Here is a 22,080-nt window from a genome sequence, read left to right as displayed (position 1 = left end):
TAGGTCAACTTTTAAAATAGTCAGATAGGATTTATTTAACCTAAAATGTAAATCCGTTTAAAAAAGCAATATTTAAAACCTAAGAAATGGTTTCGGCAAACTCGACCACCGAAGGTTTGTTTTCAATGCGAGATGGGTTCTCAGACACCGACCTTGTCTTGGTAATCAAAATATAATTTGGTTTTGGAGTCATTGAAGGCAATCAAATAATCTAAAATGGATTAGCCGTTTCAGGAAAGTGTAGGTTGATTATAAATCGTTTTATAACCACTAAAAAATTAAATTTTAAAATTCAATAAGGAGTTCATAATCAATGGATTTGATTTTTTTTAACGAAAATTTGGCGGCCATTTATAAAAAAAATGAGTCTTTCCAATTTTTATCCCAAGTTCAATTTTTTTATTAAGGCTTTGAAAAATGGAATTGACTTAAAAAATGCCTCAATTGCCTGAAAAACAGGTTTTTATTGGCCAATAGATTGGATTTTGTGATGATTTTATCTATTCTATAATTTTTCGTGAACAAAAATTTGTAATACAAAGTAAATAAAATGCATTTAGGGTTTGGATAATCAAATTCCTCACTTAACTTTGGAACTGTTGAGGTTCTGCAATAGACTGATTTTTGAATTTCAACGAACCATACTGATTTCAGTGTTTTTTTGATAACCACTTTTAGCATAGAATATGAGAAAATTGAATTTTAATTGGTTGATTTCTTCCAATCACTTGGATAAAAATCATTTGTTTCTTTCATCACCTTCAAAGGAATTGAAAGTTCTTCAACTGGATTTTGAAAACTATGGTCTATGCCTTTTTAAAAAGGTAATGGTAGCTAACACAACTTACAAGCATAATTAAATTCTCAATAGTCCAAACAAAGTCTTAACAATGACTTGGACTAATTTTCAAAAGAAATAAATAATTGGTTTGAATTGACCAGAGTGGATTTTTCTTATTTATGACTGGTTTCTTTTAAATGGCTGAACAAATACTTAAGGAATGCAGCTAATTTAAAAATTATAGTTTAATGAACTTTATAATGTATGTATTTACCATAAGTAAATATTTACCCTTGTGAAGTATTAAGTAGGTGGACTCATACGTTTTTCTGAGTCTTTGTGTGCAGCTAATTTGATAGTAGTACTGCATTTTGTAACACAAAATTTATCCTTAAATAATTTTATAAACTAAGCTTAACACAAATGAACTTTTTGAAGAAAAGAATTTTCGTAGCTGGCCATACCGGGATGGTAGGTTCTGCGATTTGGAGACTATTAGAAGCAAGAGGTGCTGAGCACTTGATAGGGGTGACTAGTAAGCACCTTGATTTAAGAGATCAGGCGGAGGTTTCTAATTTCTTTGAAATTCACCAGCCAGAAATTGTAATTGACGCCGCGGCAAAAGTGGGTGGGATTCTTGCAAATGATTCCTATCCCTACGAGTTTTTAATGGATAACCTCCAGATTCAAAACAACCTTATTGATGCCTCCTACAAGAGCAATGTGGAAAGATTTCTTTTCCTGGGAAGTTCTTGTGTCTATCCCAAAAAATCCGAGCAGCCTATCCGCGAAGAATACCTCCTTACGGGTCCCCTTGAAGAAACAAACGAAGGATATGCAATTGCGAAAATTGCTGGAATAAAGGCTTGTGAAGCCATATTTTATAAGACAGGAAGGTCATTTTCCTCAATAATGCCTTCGAATCTTTATGGTCCGTTTGACAATTTTGATTTAAACAGCTCGCATGTATTGCCAGCTATGATTAGGAAGTTTCATGATTCAAAAATCAACGGAAATCAACCTGTCAAACTTTGGGGTACAGGTGAACCGCTCCGTGAGTTTTTACATGTTGAAGACCTTGCAGATGCTGTGCTTTTTCTCTTGGACAAGGAAGTGAAATACCCATTGATCAATGTTGGAACCGGGATTGACATTCCGATTAAAAAATTGGCTTTAATGGTCCAAAGTGTAGTGGGTCATGAAGGGGATATACTTTGGGATTTGGACAAACCCGATGGAACCCCGAGAAAAGTAATGGATGTATCCAAAATCAACAAAATGGGATGGAACCATAGGCTCACACTTATCGAAGGGATCACACAAACCTATAAATGGTACCTCAAAAATCCACACAGCATCAAAGAAGTGAAAATGGGTATCTGATATACAAGCTTTAAAATTTAAAACAAACCAATTATGACTAAGAAAGTCGCATTAATTACAGGTGTTACAGGACAAGACGGATCATATCTTGCCGAACTTTTATTGGAAAAAGGCTACATCGTCCATGGGATTAAAAGAAGGTCTTCCTCTTTTAACACCCAACGAATCGATCATCTGTACCAAGATCCTCATTTGGCCAATCCGAGTTTTATCCTCCACTATGGAGATCTTACTGACTCGATGAACATCACCAAAATCATCAAAGAAGTGATGCCGGATGAAATCTACAATCTGGGTGCAATGAGTCATGTGAAGGTGAGTTTTGACTCACCAGAATATACTGCCAATGCCGATGGATTGGGAGTATTGAGAATCCTTGAAGCCGTAAGATTGCTCGGTTTGGAAAAGAAAACCAGAATTTACCAAGCCAGTACCTCAGAACTTTATGGGTTAGTGCAACAAATTCCACAGTCAGAAGATACTCCATTCTATCCCAGATCACCCTATGCAGTTGCCAAATTGTACGGGTTTTGGATCGTGAAAAATTACCGGGAAGCTTACAATATGTTTGCCTGTAATGGCATCTTGTTCAATCATGAATCTCCTCTTCGTGGAGAGACTTTTGTCACAAGAAAAATCACCAGAGCCGTAGCCAGAATCGGTATGGGAATGGAAAAAGTCCTGCACTTGGGAAACCTCGACGCAAAAAGAGACTGGGGACATGCCAAGGATTATGTGGAAGCTATGTGGCTGATGCTTCAGGTAGAAACTCCTGAAGACTTTGTAGTTGCTACAGGAGTGACCACCACCGTAAGAGACTTTTTGAATTTGGCTTTTGCAAAAATCGGTTTCAAACTCGATTACATCGGAAAGGGTGTCAGTGAAATGGGAGTCTTGTGTGAAATAGATTATGATGTGGCATATGAGCAGTTGGGCAAGACAAAAGACGAATTGCCAAAACTGGGAGAGGTGTTGCTCAAAGTAGATCCCGAATATTTCAGACCTACTGAGGTGGACATTCTGATTGGGCAACCTGAAAAAGCCTTTACCAAACTTGGATGGAAACCCAAATATGATCTCAACCTTTTGGTTGATGACATGGTGAGCGCGGATCTAAAGCTTTTGAAAAAAGATATATGCCTGGTCAACGGTGGCTTTGATGTCACTTCTCATTTAGAGTATTGAATTCGTAGTTAAGTGTGTAGTTGTTTTTTGAATTAATCATATTACAATGGATTCTCCTAAATCTTTTTATTCTCACAATGTTTTTGACTTAATAGATCAGGCATTTCGCCTGTTCCCAGATCAGGTTGCCTTAGTTTTTAATGAGGAAAGAATTACCTATTCGGAACTGAAAACCCGCGTGGCAGATCTCGCTGACCTTATAAAAACTAAAGTACCAGAGGAAAAACTTATTGCAGTTTCCTGTACCCGATCTAACCAAACGATTGTAAATATTTTGGCAATCCTTTCTTCAGGAAAAACCTATTTGCCGATTGATCTGGATGTGCCGGTCGAAAGACTTCAAAAGATCGTGACCGATACTAAACTTCGGTTCGGATTGCCAGGAAATCCTCATGAGTCCTTTAATTCATTGAATGTTACAGATATCAATGCTTCCTTGCCTGATAAATCAGGAATTGAAATTGTTCAGTCTGACCTAGCCTATGTACTTTTTACTTCTGGCTCAACAGGAACTCCAAAAGGAATAGCTATAGCTCATCCTGGTTTGATCAATTTAATTGAATGGCAAAATGGAGCTTCCAATTCCAGACCGGGTTTCAATACGCTTCATTTTGCTAAGCTCACCTTTGACATTTCCGTCCAGGAGATTTTTACAACACTATCTACCGGTGGCACATTTTTCATAACTGAAAACAGTACGCTCAAGGATCCCTTATTATTACTTGAGTTTATTGAAAAGAACCAAATAAACCGGATCTTCTTTCCTTTCATCGCGCTTCAGGGGTTGTGTAATGCCGCTAATGCCTATCGCATTTTCCCAAAATCTCTTAAGGAAGTCACGACCTGTGGGGAACAATTGAAGGCCAGCCTCGCTGTCAGGAAATTCTTCAGAAATATGAAAGACTGCTTGTTGATTAATCAATATGGTCCGACAGAAGCTACGATTATCATGACCGAACTACGTTTGGGAAGCGATGTCGATCAATGGGAAGATCTTCCAACTATTGGAAAGCCGGTCGCCCAAGCAGAAGTGGTTTTGGTCAATGGAGAAGGAAAGCTTATCACAGAACCAGGGGTAACCGGGGAGATGTATATTTCCGGGCCCGGATTGGCAATTGGCTATTTCAACAATCCCACTTTGACAGCAGATAAGTTTCCAGAAGTAACCTTCGAGGGAATGAAGCCGACTCGTTACTTCAAATCCGGAGATTTGGCGGAATTGACTCCAAGTGGTGAGCTTAGATTTAAGTGCAGAATCGACGACCAGATAAAGATCAGCGGTTTCAGAATAGAACTCAGCGACATTGAAGCAAATGTGTCAAAAATTGAGGGAATCGATGAAAATGTGGTTGTTACTGATTCGTACAGCGATGGAGCACTTTACCTGAAGCTGTTTTACACCTCCGGAGATCCGACTCTTACCAAGGAAGTGATCCGCAGAAAGCTTGAAAAAGTGCTTCCTGAGTATATGATACCGGCGCAATTTTTCAAGGTTCATTCTTTTCCTAAAACAACCAGCGGTAAAGTAGACAGAAAAGCATTGGCTAAGCTTGGTGCCACTCAGGTTCATGTAGCAAAAGAATCCAAGTATACAGATTCTAAAAACATCGGAAAAGTGCTCCGGGAAATTTGGAAAGAAGTCCTTCAGGTGGATGATTTCTCCGCTGAAAGCAACTTTTTCAACCTGGGTGGACGGTCCATACTAGCCCAACAACTATCGCTTGGGATAAGTGAAAAGCTGGGGATAAGGTTCCCGGTTGCGTTTGCATACCAATATCCAACATTGAACAGTCAGCTCAATTATCTTTCCGAGAAGGATAAGAGTGCTGATAGCCAGCTTGAAAAGGCTGTCAATTCTAAAGAATATTCTCAGTCCAGAGATGTCGCAGTGATTGCAATGGCTGGCAAATTCCCCAAAGCCAATACAATCAAGGAGTTTTGGGATATGATCAAAAACAAAGGGGAGGGGATCAGCTTTTTTGACTTGGAGGAAATCGACCCTTTGATCCATGGGGAGGCCCAAGAACCGAATTATGTCAGAGCCAGAGGTATTGTTGAAGGTGTAGAGAATTTCGATCCGGAGTTCTTTGGAATGAATCCAAGACTCGCTGCAATCATGGATCCACAGCAACGCTTATTTCTGGAGCTTTGCCATGAGGCACTTGAAAAGGCGGGTTGGATTGCAAATCGGCCAGATTTCAAAATAGGAGTATTCGGGGGAACCAATTACAATTCCTATTTCAATAAAAACATAGTTTTTGACCAGGAGCTGCTGGATATTTTCGGTTCTATTCCGATCCTTTCTTTGAACGAAAAAGACTATTTAACCTCCCGTGCGGCCTTTCAACTTGACCTGAAAGGACCTGCGGTTAGTGTTTATTCTGCATGCTCCACTTCACTCCTTGCAGTGGCCCAAGCAGTTGAAAGTATCCGAAATGGTCAATGCGTAGCCGCATTGGCTGGCGGTAGCTCGGTGACTTTTCCGGTCAAAAGCGGCCAATTCCACGAGGAAGGTGCTGTATTCAGCAGTGACGGTCATTGCAGACCATTTGATGCGAATAGTAGCGGGACCATGTTTTGTGATGGTGCTGGGATTGTGTTGCTCAAATCATACGAGCAGGCTGTAGCCGATGGAGATCCGATTTTTGCAGTCATCAAAGGTGTGGCTGTGAATAACGACGGTTCAGAAAAAGCAAACTTCACCTCTCCAAGTGTACTTGGTCAGGCGGAGGTCATCAAGAGTGCGATAGCCGACGCTAACATTGAACCTTCGCAAATAGGTTTCATTGAAGCGCACGGTACAGCTACTCCGATTGGAGATCCAATAGAAATAGAAGGTTTGAAATTGGCATTTGGTGAAAATGTGCCTTTTCAAACTTGTTCGATCAGTTCGGTAAAAAGCAATATTGGACACCTTACTGCCGCTGCTGGGATAGCAGGCCTGATCAAAGCAATTTGTGCTTTGCATGAAAAAGTATTGCCAGCCTCAAATGGTTTTGAAAATCCCAATCCTGAAATTGATTTTGAGCATTCTCCTTTCTATGTACAAAAGGAAACTACTCCATGGACAAGTGACAGAAAACGGATAGCAGGGGTCAGTTCTTTCGGATTTGGGGGAACCAATGTCCATGTGGTGGTCGAAGAGTTTACGGGCAATGAACCAGTTGATAGCACCCATCACCAGGATGATTGTTTAGTGGCTTTTTCTGCAAAAACTGAAAAAAGCCTGACTTCCTATGCAAAACAACTTCATCAATTTGCTGTGCAAAGGTCAGATCTCAATCTGTCCCAACTGAGTTACAACCTGCTGAAAAGAAAGGCACCTTATCAGTTTCAACAATCTTTTCGGGTTAGCTCCAGAGATCAATTATTGGAATTGTTGCAAAAAGTTGGTGAAGGTGTGATCAAACCCATTCAAAGATTGGGAGAATTCTCTTATCCGGTATTTCTAATTCCAGGACAAGGTGCCCAATATGTGGGAATGGGGAAATCACTCTATGAATCCAATGATACATTCAAACAGGCATTTGACAGATGCTGTAAAGGGTTTGATCAATATCTGTTGACTTCTTTGAAGCTCGAAATTTTCGAAGGCACTTCAGACACTTTAGCAAACACCAGATACACCCAACCGGCCATTTTCACAGTTTCTTACTCTTTATCCATGGCTCTCATGGAAATGGGTATTCATCCTGGCGCTTTTTGTGGACATAGTATTGGAGAATATGTTGGGGCGCATTTGGCAGGAATATTTTCCCTCGAAGATGTTATCAAGATAATTGCTTTCAGAGGAAAACTAATCAGCGAATTGCCGGGTGGTAATATGCTTTCGGTGAGGTCACGAACTGATATTATCCGGGAGATTTTGCCCAATGGATTGTCAATTGCTGCACACAATGCTCCAAATCTCTGTGTGGTTTCTGGTCCGGTCGAAGCCATTGAAGAATTCAAGACTGTATTGGATGGGTATGAAATACCCGGTCAAGTTTTGAAAACCAGTCATGCATTTCATTCAGCAATGATGGATGGAGCCTTGGAGGAGTTTTCACGGGTAGTTGCTTCTGTTGCTAGGAATTTCCCAAAAATACCTGTCATGTCAACCCAAACCGGAAATTGGCTGACCGATGCAGAGGCTCAATCGGTTGACTACTGGACAGGTCACTTGAGAAATGCTGTATTGTTTAGCGATGCTGCTGTCAATTTATTGAATGAATTACCAGAGGCGTTTTTCATAGAAATTGGGCCAGGGAATGTTTTGAATAGCCTGCTGCAGCAACAGCCCGAAAGTAAAAATTTCCCTATAATCCACACGCTTTCAAAAGGCAATACCGAAAGTGAAAAAGCTTTTTTGATAGATCAATTGGGGGTAGCCAATGCCAAAGGGGCGAAAATTGATCTGATTTCTGTTCTTGGATTTACCCGATTTGAGTTTTTGGATATACCAACTTATGCTTTTGATAAAAAGTTGTGCTGGAATCAAAACGGTGCATTGGCCAATCCCTATTTTCAGAAAAAAGGAAAGCAAGTATCTAGTGTTTCAACAACCAAAGTTGAAAAAGAAAGCTCGAGCAATGGGCAATTAAATGGATCAACCTCAACATCTCAATCCTCCTCAATCCATCGCCACTTCGGCAAATTGAGAATAATGCTGGAATCAGCATCTGGAGTTTCAATTTCCGAAAGTGACCTTGAATCTTCTTTTTTCGAATTGGGATTGGATTCCTTGATTTTGACCCAATTCACCTTTTCTCTAAAAAAAGAATTTGGTGTCCAGATTTCCTTCCGACAACTCAACGATACTCATAATACTCCAAAGTCAATTTTAGATTTTTTGGATGAAATGCTTCCTGCAGATACTTCAACTCAAGAAGAAAATCATTTCGCTTTACTGAATGATTCAAGCAATAATTCACAAGTACTTGAAAACAATGGCATTAAAGAAGGTGTGGCTAAAAGTATATCCTCCTCAAAACTCCAAAATTTCACCAAAATGCGAGGAATGCTTGAATCAGCTTCGGGGGTAGTGATATCGGAAAAAGATTTAGAATCTTCCTTTTTTGAATTGGGACTTGATTCCCTGATTTTAACTCAATTCGTTTTTTCTCTTAAAAGAGAATTTGGAATCCAAATATCATTTCGCCAACTCAACGATAACCTGAATACTCCGCATTCGGTATTGAATTACCTGGAAGACTCCCTTTCGAAACCAAATGATTCAGAGATGGCTGGCTTTCAGGAGAAACCTGTTATTGCACCTGAAAATGCTGAGGGTTCAATTTCTTTGATAAAACAACAATTGGCCGAAATCACGAAGCAAGTCAAGGAAATCAAAAATGGCAATGGTAAAGAACCAATTTCACAAGAGGTTTCAAGCTTCCTTCAGGACAAAACCCAGTTCGGAGAAACAAAATTTGAGGAAAAAAATATTTCCCCTCAAACCCCAAGCTATTCCCAAAGTTCCATCAGTCCAAGTGCAAAACTCTATTTAGAAACCTTTGAGCTGGAGTATTTTAAGAAAACAGCTAAAAGTAAAATTCAGTCAAGTCAACTGAGTGGTAAAATTCTGAACTCTGATGTGGAAGAAGGAAATCGAACCCCTGAGTTGGTTCATCTGTCTTATCCAATTGTTGCGGACCGTTCGAATGGTTCCAGAATTTTTGACTTGGACGGAAATGGTTATCTGGATTGGGTTAATGGCAAAGGGCCAAATCTTTTTGGAAACAATCCGGCATTTATAAGTGAAGCCATCAGGAAGCAACTTGAACCGTCAAATGGATCTGGGTCCATTGGTTCTAATTCCGACACAATAAAAAATTTGGTGGGCAATTTATGTCAAGTTGAAGAACTGGTGATTTGCGCATCTGAATCTGAAGCTAAACAAAAAGCATTTCACCTGGCTTGCTCCGGTTCCTCAAAGCCATTTGTAGTGAGATTTGCAAGTCCGGGAGATTTATCCTTTCAATTGGACTCGGCCGGTTCCAATCCTATTCAATATGTTTCTGAAGAAGAGTTGATTCTGGAATATGGCAGTCAAAAATCTATTGAAATAATCTCTCAGCTGGCAGACCAAATAGCTGCAGTTTGGGTTGAACCGATTCTAATCTTTGAGCCGGATTTTCTTCCGGTTGAGTTTTTAAAAGCGCTGAGGTCTGTTACTGATTCTCTTGAAATCTGTCTGATTCTTGATGAAACCATAACTGGATTTAGAGTTCATCCAGGGGGTATTCAGCAACTGGTAGGTATTCAGGCTGATTTGGTTGTCTTTGGGGCTATGGACAGTACTGGATTTCCAGTCAGCATTTTAACTGGAAGATCTAAATGGCTGGAAAAAATCAGTATGTCTCACCAAACAACTTCCAAAGGTTCTACCAAGAACTTTCGTAAGCTGGACTTTATTGGCTCATCAATTTTGCATCCATTGGCTTTGGCAACTACCAAATCAAACCTAAAGGAAATAGCCCAAAGAAGTCCCTTAATCCAAGAAAAACTTGCCCAAAAGACGAATGATCTTGTTTCGAGGTTGAATGCTTTGTTTATAAAACTCAATTGTCCATACATATCAGTCAATTTTAAATCCATTTGGAAAATTATTCCAAAGTCTAAGTTCCCCTATTGGGAAATCCTTTTCATCAAACTTCGTCAAGAAGGAGTTTTTATTTGGGAAGATAGATTCTGTTTTATGACAGATGCTCATTCGACAGATGAAATTGATTTAACTATCCTCAAGCTTGAAACTGTTCTGGTGCAATTAATCGAGAATGAATTGGTAATTGGGGATTTGCCCGATTTGGAGGAAGTGCTAATGGACGTTAAAAATCCTCCTTTTCCAGGAGCGAAAATAGGATTTGATTCAGAGGGAAATCCGCATTGGATAAATCCGGTTAAGAAATAATTGAAGTGTTGATTTTGTAAATTTTTTTTTATGAATAACTCAGTAGAAATGACGCTAAATAAATTGAATCTCACTAAGGAGCCTGTTGAAATAGAGAAAGTCATCCAAACGACTCCTTCTCAAATGGAGATTTGGCTGGCTTGCAAATTAGGTGGGAAGGAAGCCAATATGGCATATAATGAATCCGTTTCAATTCAATTAACAGGTAGTCTTTCAGTTAAAAGCCTTCAGGAAGCATTTCTGAAAATCATCGAGCGCCATGACGGTATGCGTGCTATCGTCAGTGCCAATGGGAAACACTTAATGATCTTATCATCCTATGAATTGCCAATCAGGTTGAGAGATATCAGTGAAATGAGCTTTGAGGAGAAAGAGAAGTTTTTAAAAAAACATAGTTCAGAAACTGGAACGTATCAGTTTAATCTGACCCAAGGACCGCTGTACGTCATGGAATTAATTAAACTGGATCGGATGCACCACCAGTTAACTTTTACTGGGCATCATATCATTTTTGACGGTTGGTCATTGGGTGTAATGCTGGAGGAATTGGGAAGCCTGTATTCCTCAATAGAAAGTGGAAAGGAATCCGATTTGGATAAGCCTGATGACCTCAGTGAGTATTCTGTCGAATTGATCAATTTCACCAGAAAATCCAGCTATAAAGAAACCAAAAAGTTTTGGACGGAATACCTGAGCAACCCAGTTCCAGACGTGAAATTGCCTTTGGATAAGGTAAGACCAAAATATAGAACCTTCGGCTGCGAAGTACTGGAGGTATCATTTGAGGAGCCGCTTTTTGCTTTAGCTAAAGAATTTTCAGGCAAGCAAAAGGTGAGCTTAAATCACACTTTGTTGTCGGTTTTTGAAGTTTTTTTAAGCGATTGGACTCAACAAAATGACATTGTAGTTGGATTGCCAGTGGCTGGACAACTCTTGATGAACAAACCATCTTTGATTGGTCACTGCGTCCATTTGCTTCCACTCCGAAGCAAAATCAATCCAAACCAGACCTTTTCAGAATTTCTTCAATCCAGGAGAAAATCTTATAACCAAACTCTGGATCATCAAGCGATCAGTTTTGGCAGCATGGTTCAGGATCTTCCAATCAAAAGAGATCTTTCCCGAATTCCCTTGGTTCCAATCACTTTCAATATTGATATGGGGATGGACAAATTACTTTCTTTCAAGGGACTGGAGCATAAGCTGATTTCCAATCCGAAAGCTTATGCCAATTTTGAAATCATTGTCAATCTGTTTGGATCAGCTAACCAAAATGTTTTTGAATGGACTTACAACAAAGATCTTTTTGATGAATTTTCAATTGCAGCTGCAGGAAACAGGTATTTGTCTTTCATCGAAAAAATTCTACAAAATCCTGATATAAAAATCAGCGACTTAATTAATACTGAGTCCAGAGTAAGCACTATTTCATCATTAGAAACTCCAGTTCATCGTAATGAGAATGAGCAGACAAATGATTTTGTTCCTTTTATAAAATGGATCCAATCCAATTTTGAGCATCTCAACGACCACTTAGCACTTCATTTTCACAAAGAGGTAATTTCTTACCAAGCCATGGGCAGTAAAGTTCGGTCCTTTGCTGGATTTCTAATTAAAAACGGAATAGGACCAGGTGATATCATAGGCGTTCATTTGGATAGATCTCCTGAACTCATCTATACCATTTTAGGAATATTACAGGCTGGTGCAGCCTACCTTCCCATCGATGTGGATTTTCCGGAAGAGCGGGTAAAGTTTATGCTGAAGGATGCCGATGTCAAATATTTCTTTACTGAAAAACATGATATTGACTGGGCTGAATTGGACTTCAAAAAACTGAATATTAATCCAGATCTGTTTCAACTTTACTCCAGGGAGTATCATCCGGTCACTTTCCATCCCAATGATCCAGTTTTCATTATCTATACTTCCGGTTCTACCGGTATGCCAAAAGGGGTTGTTTTAGACCAAAATAACCTGTATCAATTTTCCAAACACTATGTGAACATGCCAGGCATCAAGCCTGGGGATAGGGTGTTGGGGCTTACTTCAGTATCCTTTGACATGCATTGGTTGGAATTGGTCATTCCATTTGCCTATGGTGCCAGTCTTTTTCTGATGGATAAATATCATAGGATTGACGCAAGGGAAATCATAAAAGCACTTGAAAAGCACAAAATAACTCAGCTCTCAGCGACCCCATCCCATTTGAGGTCCCTGGTGAATCATGGACTAACTAAAAAGCTGGACGGTTTGCGGATCACTTCCGCTGGAGAGCCCCTTTCAGTTGAACTTGCGGAATCATTGTTCCTTGTTTGTGATACGTTGTTTAATATTTACGGGCCTTCCGAAACCACTATTTTTTCCACCATCAAGAAGGTAGAGCAAGGATCCAAGTTGATTACCATAGGAAAACCTGTTCTAGGAACTACGATCCTGATTGTTGATGAAGAAGGTGAAATAATCAAAGGAACTGGGAAAGTTGGAGAATTAATAATAGGGGGAACCGGGGTAGGAGTTGGCTACCTCAACCGACCTGAATTGAACCGTGAAAAGTTTATCGAAAACCCATTTCCTTCTTTTAAAGGCCGCTTTTATAGATCTGGTGATTTAGGGCATTGGACCGAAGATGGAGAAATAATCTGCATGGGAAGATTGGACCACCAAGTCAAAATCCGCGGACAACGCGTTGAACTTGGTGAAATAGAAAGTAAAATCTCCACGGATATTGTAGTCCAGCATGTAGCTGTTTTGAAATACACAGAAGAAAATGGTGAGGATTTACTTCGAGCCTTTATTTCCATCAAGGATCCTTATAAATCTGGTTTTGATGCCCAGACCTGGATAGAGGAGTGTAAATCAAACTTGGGTAAAAAAGTTTCTGCCTACATGATTCCTGCGCAGTTTGTAATCCTTGATCAAATGCCACTCAATTCAAATGGGAAAATTGACAGGAATTTGATCAAATCTTATTTAATGAATGAGGCAAAAAAAGTGTCTCCTGGACAAAAAAAGAAGAATGTTGAATTAATTGATTCTGAAAATCGCATAAAAGCGCTTTGGGAAAAAGTTCTCCAAGTCACCGATTCTGATCCGGAGGATGACTTTTTCAAAGTGGGTGGTCATTCTCTACTCGCAGTAGAACTTATTTCTCTGATAGAAAAAGAATTTTATGTAAGCCTCCCTTTATCTATACTTTTTGAATACCCAAATATCAAAGCGGTTGCTTCCCAGGTAAATAAATTGTTGGAAGAGAATTTGAAATCGAACTCTGGATGTTTGGTCAAAATCAAAGACGGAGACCCAAATAAAATGCTTTTTTTCATCCATGGTGTTGGACTAAATCCAATTGAGATCAATACCCTGGTACAAAACATGGATGAATATCAAACAATTTGGGGATTACAATCCCCAGCTGTGGTAGATAGTACCATAGCACCCATGACTAATCTGGAAGAGATTGCAAACTTTTATATCAGTCAAATCAAATCCGCAGGCCTGTCTGGCCCCTATAATTTGATGGGGAATTCATTTGGTGGGTTAATTGCCTTCGAAATGGCTAACCAATTAAGCAAATCTGGGGAAAGGGTAAGTTTCTTAGGGATGATTGATACAGTAGCATCTCAGAATGATGGCTTAAGAGATGATTTTATAAAAGGACTTAATACCATCTTTCAAAAATTTCTTTTTGAGATCACTTTTATCATTAAGGATTTCCAATACTATTTAAAATTCAGAAAAAAATACATTAATGAAAGGTGGCACAGTCTCAAGGAATATTTTTCCAACAATAAAGGAACTGACCTGTATTCTCGGATAAAGCATATCGAACGCGTGAATTTCGAGGCATGGAGAAATTATAAACATGAACCTATTGATGTTAAAATCACTCTATTTCTTGCGGAAAGAAAAACGTTTTACCTAGAAGATAGAAAGACTTATGGATGGAGTTCATTTTCAAGGGAAGTCGAAGCGATAAGAATGCCCGGTGAGCATGCAGATATGCTAAAGCCCCCGCATGGGGAAAAGTTTTCTAGAACCTTACAGTCAATCCTCAATTTGGTAAATTAATTTGGCTATGGTTTTAGGAAGAGTAATCTGCGACAAGATAAAAGTACTCGAGTGGAGCCGAGTTTGTGATTATAATTTGTCAAACCACTTTGACTTGTGGAGAATATACATTCCAGATCATAGAGATAGTATAAATATGGACTATGACTTACTTCTAAATGAAGAAAAGGAAAAGAGCGAATCCTTCCTGAAGGAGGAAGATCGGATTCGATACATTTTAAGTAGAATTTATGTTAGAAAACTTCTAGCAAGATATTTGAATACCGAAGCTTCTGAATTAGAATTTAAATATTCAGAGAAAAATAAACCAATACTGGAAAATTACCCAATGGTCAATTTCAATATATCACATTCGGGAGATTACATAATTCTTGGATTTGCTAATAAATGGTCAGTCGGCGTGGACATAGAATTAATGAACACACATGTGGATTTATACAGTATGATTATAAACTGCATGTCTAGTACTGAAGTTAGTATGATACTTAACAGTGAAATGCCCCGAAAAATGTTCTATAAATATTGGACAAGAAAAGAGGCCCTTCTAAAAGGTGTCGGGATTGGATTGACAGACAGGTTAAAAGATATCAGTTGTAGTGACGGGTTAAACCTAGTACCGATAGAGTTTTCAGGATTTGCTTCTTCCTGGAAGGTTTGGAGTTTTGAAATGGAAAATTCCTACTCGGTCAGTATTGCTCATGATTCTGCAATCAGAGTGATGAGATTTTATGAAATGTAATAATTGAATTAACAATATATGAAATCGAAAATGAGCGAATTGTTGATTATTGGAAAACGGATAGGAATATTGGTATTCTTAATCTTTTTGTTTTCTTGTTCAAAAAGAAACATCACTTACTTTTCCAACCTTGATCCTGAGCAAGAGGGAAAATATTCCCAAACAGTTGAAGTGAAGCCTATCCGGATTCAAAAAGAAGATGAACTGGAAATAAAAGTGACAACCCTCAATCCTGAGTCAAACCTTCTATTTAATTATGGTGTGATTTCTGAAGGGGGCGAAGTAAATATTGGATCCCTTGGGAGCTATGGCTTATCCAAATATATTGTTGATTCCGAAGGGAATATTGACTTTCCTATTTTGGGAAAAGTAAATCTAACTGGGCTTACCAGAGAAGAGGCTAAGAGAAAAATGACCGAATTGCTATCCAAATTGGTAACAGATCCTCGGGTTGAACTCTCTATTTCCAATTTTAAAATTACAGTATTGGGTGAAGTGAATAATCCTTCCTCCTTTATTATTGACACTGATAAAATAACAATTTTGGAAGCACTTGGACTGGCAGGGGATATGACAGTCTATGGAAGGAGAGAAAATGTAATGATAATCAGAGAAGATGAATCTGGCAAAAAACTTTTTCGAATAGATATGAATGATAAAGAAATTTTGAATTCACAAGATTTCTATTTAATGCAAAATGATGTTTTGTACGTGGAAGCACATAAGAAAAAATTGTTGCAGGCAGATATAAATCCTACCACAATTGCAATATTATCGATTGTCTCATCAGTCGCAGTAGCGTTGATTTTCAGTTTTGACGAAATATTTAATTAATATGAAAGCCTCAGATATTTTATTGGATGGGTTTCTCCCAAAGGAAAGTGGAAACTCAAGAGTGGTTAAGCAAAGCCTGAATTATTATTTAAGGTTTTGGAAATTGTTCGTTATTTCTATAATTGTTTTCTTCTTAATCGCTTATGCATTTATCTACTATTCTGTTCCAGTTTACAGTGTGAGTAGTACAATTATGCTAAAAGATGATGCGAAAGGTTCCCAATTTTTCGAAAACCCGGTTGTTAAGGAATTGGAAGAATTTAAATCCTCCCAAATCACCGAAAATGAAGTAGATGTGTTGGAATCCTCTGAATTGATCTATGAAGTCTTAGAAGGATTGGATTATTACAACCTTTACTACAAAAAGAATTCATTTGGGAAGTTAGAGGCATTAAGTGACAGTAAGTTGCCTTTTAATTTTAAGGTTTCGGAAGTTGTTCCAAATAGATTGACTCCTGTCGAGGAAATGAAAATAAATTCTATTGAAGGTGAAATTATTCAAGTTAATGTAGACGGAGTCGATAAAACTCTAAAATTTGGAGAGACTATCAAAAATGAATTTGGAATTTTCACGTTTCAAAGAAACGATTTGACTAATTCATTTGATGAGTTTCCAATAATTATCAATTTTTTTAATAAACAAGAGCTTGCCTGGATTTTTGGCGCAAGTCTTAAAGTTGAAACTAAGGATAAAAACAGTAGTATTCTCTATATCATGATGGAAACTGAATTTCCTGAACGAGGAATTACCATTGTTAACGGATTAGTGGATACTTATAATAAAAATGCCCTCGATGAGAAAAAGGAAGTGGTATTAAGCACACTGACTTTTCTTGATGGCCAACTTTCCCAATTATCTACAGAACTCGCTTTAATCCAATCTAATGTCGAACGGTTTAAAAATAGAAGGAATGTGGTTGATATTGAAAATGACTCAAAGTTATACCAGGAGAATGCAGTCGAAGCTTCAAAGCAAATTGTAGATTATCAAAATCAATTAGAAATCCTTAAAAATGTTCAAAATGATCTTAGATCAAACGAAGAGAAGAATATTACTTTGGGCCCCTTATCAAATAATGACCCGGCTCTTCTGAGTATGATTGAAGATTTCAATAAAGAATTGGCCAACTTGAGAAGACTTCGATCCAGTCTTACACCTGAAAACCCTGTTTATATTAACTCTCTTAACAGTTTGAGGAATTCCAGAGAAAAAGTTCTCAGCCATATTCAAAATAGGATTTTTGCTCTAGAGATAACTCTTAAAAATGTTGAGACAACAAGCAGCAACTTCAGTGTTAAGTCCAATTCTGGACCTTTGGTTCAGCGTGAGTATGAAGAGTTGACCCGTGATCTGGAGATCAAAAAAGAGCACTATCTCTATTTGATTAAAAAAAGAGAAGAGACTTCCTTGTATTTAGCCTCTGTTCCGTCTAGCCATTCAAAGAGTATCAATAAAGCTAGCTTATATCATATACCTGTCAGCCCAAAACCAGCACTAATTTACAGTGTTACACTTTTTGTTTCTCTTATAATTCCATTTGGCTTCCTATTTATTAAGCGGTCCTATGATGAGAAATTGGAAGATAAAGAGTTGATTTCCCAAATGCTTCCAATAACTATGCTTGGTGAACTATCTGAAATTCCTAATATGGAAAAGGGATTAATCATCAATGAATCGGTAAAGACCCCTATAGCCGAACAACTTAGATTTGTAAGGTCCAGCTATTGTATGCAATTAAAAAATAATTTGACTCAGGTGATTTTGATTACATCGACAGTTTCAGGGGAAGGGAAAACATTTTTCGCACTAAATTTTGCAAAATCTCTAGCAATGATCGGAAAAAAGACTGCTGTATTGTGCTATGATCTAAGAAAGCCTCAAGCAGAGAAAAGTTTGGTTGATGGTAGCGTAACCAGTTTATCCGAATTTTTAATTGATAAATCAATATCCATAGATCAGCTTTTAAGCTCGGGTATTTCGATGCATGGCATTACTTTCTTTCAATCCGGTCAAGTTCCTAAAAACCCGGCTGAGTTGATGGTTAACGAAAGAAATAAAGAACTAATTTATAACCTAAGACAACATTTTGATTATATAATCATTGACTCTAGCCCCGTTGGTCAGGTTGCCGATGCCTTATCCTTGGTACCTTTGGTAGATTCGACTATTTATATTATGCGATATAATTTCACCTCAAAAAAAGACATTGAATTTTTCCAACAACTAAATCAAGAGGCGAAATTAGTTGATCCTATGGTAGTATTGAATGGAAGTAAAGTCGGCCAAAGTTACGCATACGGCTATTATCAATATAATTGATTTCTAAAACTTAAAGATAATGTATTTGACTACTGTCAAAAGAAATGTTTCTGGTATTGGAGAAGAAGTCAAGAACTTTTTTTCCAAAGGAGTGCAACGTTCTGTCGAAGCCAAAAAGAACATTGTAGGTTCTTTTTTAATAAAAGTTGCCAACATGGCTATTTCTCTGTTGTTGGTACCCATTACTATAAATTATGTAAACCCAACTCAGTATGGGGTATGGCTTACCCTTACCTCAATGGTTGCTTGGGTAGCACTATTTGATGTGGGGTTGACACAGGGACTTAGGAATAAGTTTGCTGAGGCCAGGGCATTGAAAGACGCTAATTTGGCAAGAATTTATGTTAGTACGACATTTTTTTATGTGGCCTTGATTTTTGTGGTGCTAGGGATTTTAATGATAGGAGCTAGTTATTTTGTTGATTGGAGGGCTTTGATCAATGCTCCTATCGGCTCTGAAAATGAATTACAATACTTAGTCATCATTGTTATCAGTTATTTTTGTCTACAGTTTATTTTCCAAATTATTAAAGTAGTCATTACCTCAGACCAAAAACCTGCTCTTGCATCATTTATTGAATTGTTTGGACAGGCACTTGTCTTAATAATAGTTTGGCTCCTCACTCATTTTACTCAAGGGTCCCTGATTTATCTAGGATTGGCTATTGGATTGACACCTGTTATTATTTTGATCGTTGCCCATATTTACTTTTTCAATAAAAAATATTACAATTTTAGACCTTCACTTTCATTTGTGAAGAAGGAGTTTGCTTCTGAATTAATGACGATGGGAGGAAAGTTTTTTGTTCTTCAATTGGCTTCAATGATCCAGTATAGTACAACGCTGTTTTTGATAGCTCATTATTTTGATCCAGACTCAGTAACTGCTTATAATATTGCTTTTAAATATTTTATTTCGCTTCAGATCATATTTATGATTTTTTTGACACCTCTTTGGAGCAGCACTACCGATGCGTATTTCTTAAATGACTATGGTTGGATAATTAGAGTTGTTGAAAAATACATGCTATTGTTAATACCATTCGTATTGGCAGCAATGATGATGTTGTATTTCGCCAATGACGTGTATCGCCTTTGGCTTGGAGAGTCCTATTTTGAGATTGATGAAAAAATAACAATACTATGCTGCATTTACATAGTTGTGTCTATGTTTTCAAGCGTATTTGTAAATGTGGTAAATGGAATGGGGACCCTGAAAATTCAATTTGTTTCATCTATTGTTACCTCAGTGTTCTTTATAGTAATGTCCTATGCATTTATAAATTATTTTAACATGGGGGTTTGGTCCATTATTCTCGCTTCTATTTTGAGTAATGTGTATGGATTTTTAATATCACCAATACAGGTTTATAAAGTATTGATTGAGAAGACATCTAATAAAATTTGGTATTAAAATTATTTGAGATGAATAGAGTTGCAATTTTCGGAGGATTAGGAAACCAAATGTTTCAATATGCCTTGGCTATTTCCATGGATGCTGAAGGGATTCCTACAAAAATTAGTGTGAGTGATTTTTTACTTAATAGACATTATCAAGGTTTTGAATTAATTAAAGCATTTGATGTTCCCCTGCCGATTCTGGATCGGGTTAAAGCTTCGGCAATGTCGAAATTCCGACCCTTGTTTGTTGATACTAACACCGGATTTATCAAAAATGCTATTAAAAAATTGTTCTTGAACAATAGAAATGTTTATCAAGAGAAAATGGAATATCATTTTGATGAAGAGGTTTTTCGTCAGGCATATTCATTCCTCGTTGGCACCTGGCAATCACCTAAATACTTTGAAACTCAGCAACAGCTGATAAGAGAAGTATTCAATTTCAATAAACCTCATGACGATTTGAATCTTCAATTATCAAGTGATATATCTAGTTCGAATGCGGTTGCAGTTCATGTGAGAAGAGGATTTTATTTGGAGCCAACCTTGACAAGTAGTAGGATGGTGATTGATTCTTCGGATTACTATTATAAAGCATTTGATATTATAAGTAATCAAGTAAAAAACCCTGTTTTTTACGTGTTTTCGGATGATATCGAATGGGCTAAGAAAAATTTCAAAGGAAAGAATTTTGTTTTTGTCTCCCATAATAAAGGTGCAAATAGCTATTTGGATATGTATTTGATGGGTCTTTGCAGACACTTCATAATAGCAAATAGTGCGTTTAGCTGGTGGCCTGCCTGGCTTTCCTCCAATGATGACAAACTTGTAGTAATTCCAAAACCTTGGGTTAGAGAATCGGATTGCCCAAGCATCTATCCGTCCGAATGGCTGACAATAGATGTTCTCACCGATCGAATGCAAATGGTCTGATGAAAAGGGTACTACACATCCAGTTTTCTATGAAGTCAGCTGGGATGGCGGCTTGGAGATTGCATGAAGCTTTTTCGGCTCAGGAGGGATTTTCAAGTGAAGTTCTCTCATTGCACCATGACGATACAGACCGACCTGGCCTGTTTCATTTGTCAAAACTTGCTACCTATACTGCAAATCTTAATAATAGGCTTCATAAATACATGATCAAATATGATCAGAGAAAATATGCCTTGTTTTCCTATCCCATTCTCGGAACTGATATTTCTAATCATGAATGTGTAAAAAGGGCTGATGTAATATATGTTCATTGGGTTCAAATGGGATTTATGACTTTAGTTGGGTTTGAAAAACTTATTAAAACAGGAAAGAAGATCATTTTTTTCATGCACGATATGTGGTATGTGACAGGAGGTTGCCATAATTCCTTCGATTGTAATGGATATCAGGTGGATTGTTCAAATTGCCCAATCTTGGAGACAAACAAAAAAATTTCATCTAAACAACTGACATTAAAGAGGGAAATATTTAATCATAAAAATGTATCCTTTATTTCTCCAAGCAGATGGCTAATGGATTGTGCCAAAAAGTCAATATCCACAAAAAACAGTCCTGTTTATTATATTCCTAATTACTTCAAATCAAAGCATTTTGTACCGCAAAATAAAGTGCAAACTAAGGTAAAATTAGGAATTGACCCAGACTTAAAAGTAATTGCTTTTGGTGCGGTGACATTATTCAGTGCCTTCAAAGGCTTTGAATATTTGGAAAAAGCATTGAATTATCTTCCAACTATTCTTGAATCAGAAGATATTCAAATATTGATTTTTGGATCCGGTACCGAAGATGAAATGAAAGATAGGTTTCCATATAAGTTTAAGTTTCTGGGATACCTAAATTCTGAAGAACAATTGGCTATAGCTTATGGTGCTTCTGATGTGTTTGTAATTCCATCAGTTGCTGATAATCAGCCTACAATGGTTGTCGAAAGTCTTGCATGTGGAATTCCTGTTGTAGGTTTTGAAACCGGTGGTATTCCAGATATGATCCAACATAAGTCAAATGGCTATCTAGCACAATCAAAGGATTATATTGATTTAGCCGAAGGAATAAAATATTGCCTCCAACAGAATTTGATAGGGTATCAGTTGGAATGTTTTGACCCAAAGTATGTTATGGACCTTCATACCGAATTATTCAATGAGAACGATGCAATTGGAGTATAAAATAAACAATGTCCCTGAGTTGATGATGCTTTTTCCTACAGTTTCTGTCGCAAGAGGTCTGAATATCTTTTGGATTAGTGTAATATTGTTTTCAACGGGGTATACTTTTTCTTCAAGTTTGTATTCACTTGCCGCGATCTTTCAGGGCTTACAGATCATTGGTTTGGTTGGCTTTTTGTTTTCAGTTTTAAGTTTGGCAAGCATTGAAAAACATAGTGTCTACTTGAGTCTGCTCCTGATAGTTTATATTCTTTGGCAGATTTTCTTTATAATTCGAGGCGATTTTATAGATATGGACTATGAGGAGGTAAAATC

General features: G+C 37.6%; 11 protein-coding genes. All 11 read left to right on the top strand.

The window, feature by feature from the left end; all coding sequences use genetic code 11:
* Window positions 1-1,204 precede the first annotated feature (1,204 nt).
* A complete protein-coding gene (locus B0E43_RS21850; RefSeq protein WP_077353541.1) occupies window positions 1,205-2,164 on the top strand; it encodes a GDP-L-fucose synthase in 960 nt (319 codons plus the stop codon).
* Window positions 2,165-2,197: 33 nt separating this feature from the next.
* Window positions 2,198-3,349, top strand: coding sequence for a GDP-mannose 4,6-dehydratase (gene gmd / locus B0E43_RS21845; RefSeq protein ID WP_077353540.1), 1,152 nt, complete (start codon window positions 2,198-2,200; stop codon window positions 3,347-3,349).
* A 46-nt stretch (window positions 3,350-3,395) separates the two neighbouring features.
* Window positions 3,396-10,241, top strand: a complete 6,846-nt coding sequence (locus tag B0E43_RS21840) for a type I polyketide synthase (protein ID WP_077353539.1) — start codon at window positions 3,396-3,398, stop codon at window positions 10,239-10,241.
* Between the two features lie 30 nt (window positions 10,242-10,271).
* The gene (locus B0E43_RS21835) at window positions 10,272-14,312 is read left to right on the top strand and encodes a non-ribosomal peptide synthetase (RefSeq protein WP_077353538.1); all 4,041 of its coding nucleotides are present in this window, start codon (window positions 10,272-10,274) and stop codon (window positions 14,310-14,312) included.
* Between the two features lie 94 nt (window positions 14,313-14,406).
* Window positions 14,407-15,051 (top strand): 4'-phosphopantetheinyl transferase superfamily protein, encoded by a 645-nt coding sequence (locus B0E43_RS21830; protein ID WP_168171999.1) that lies wholly within the window; start codon window positions 14,407-14,409, stop codon window positions 15,049-15,051.
* Window positions 15,052-15,081: 30 nt separating this feature from the next.
* Window positions 15,082-15,885 carry a polysaccharide biosynthesis/export family protein gene (locus B0E43_RS21825; RefSeq protein WP_139352849.1) on the top strand — a complete coding sequence of 268 codons (804 nt, stop codon included), beginning with the start codon at window positions 15,082-15,084 and terminating at the stop codon, window positions 15,883-15,885.
* Between the two features lies 1 nt (window position 15,886).
* Window positions 15,887-18,205: a tyrosine-protein kinase family protein gene (locus B0E43_RS21820; RefSeq protein ID WP_077353536.1), complete on the top strand. Its 2,319-nt coding sequence runs from the start codon at window positions 15,887-15,889 to the stop codon at window positions 18,203-18,205.
* Between the two features lie 19 nt (window positions 18,206-18,224).
* Entirely contained in the window at window positions 18,225-19,619 is a 1,395-nt protein-coding gene (locus tag B0E43_RS21815; protein ID WP_077353535.1) for a lipopolysaccharide biosynthesis protein, read from the top strand.
* Between the two features lie 11 nt (window positions 19,620-19,630).
* Window positions 19,631-20,539, top strand: a complete 909-nt coding sequence (locus B0E43_RS21810; protein WP_077353534.1) for an alpha-1,2-fucosyltransferase — start codon at window positions 19,631-19,633, stop codon at window positions 20,537-20,539.
* A gap of 29 nt (window positions 20,540-20,568) precedes the next feature.
* The gene (locus tag B0E43_RS21805; RefSeq protein WP_168171998.1) at window positions 20,569-21,765 is read left to right on the top strand and encodes a glycosyltransferase; all 1,197 of its coding nucleotides are present in this window, start codon (window positions 20,569-20,571) and stop codon (window positions 21,763-21,765) included.
* Window positions 21,740-22,080, top strand: a 341-nt coding sequence (locus B0E43_RS23125) for a hypothetical protein (protein ID WP_217349195.1), incomplete at its 3' end; no start/stop codon positions are given. The genes B0E43_RS21805 and B0E43_RS23125, both read left to right, overlap by 26 nt.

The organism is Algoriphagus sp. A40, assembly GCF_002002735.1.
Lineage (GTDB): Bacteria > Bacteroidota > Bacteroidia > Cytophagales > Cyclobacteriaceae > Algoriphagus.
The sequence above is the reverse complement of the archived record's forward strand: the minus strand, read 5'-3'. Positions and strand labels throughout refer to the sequence as shown.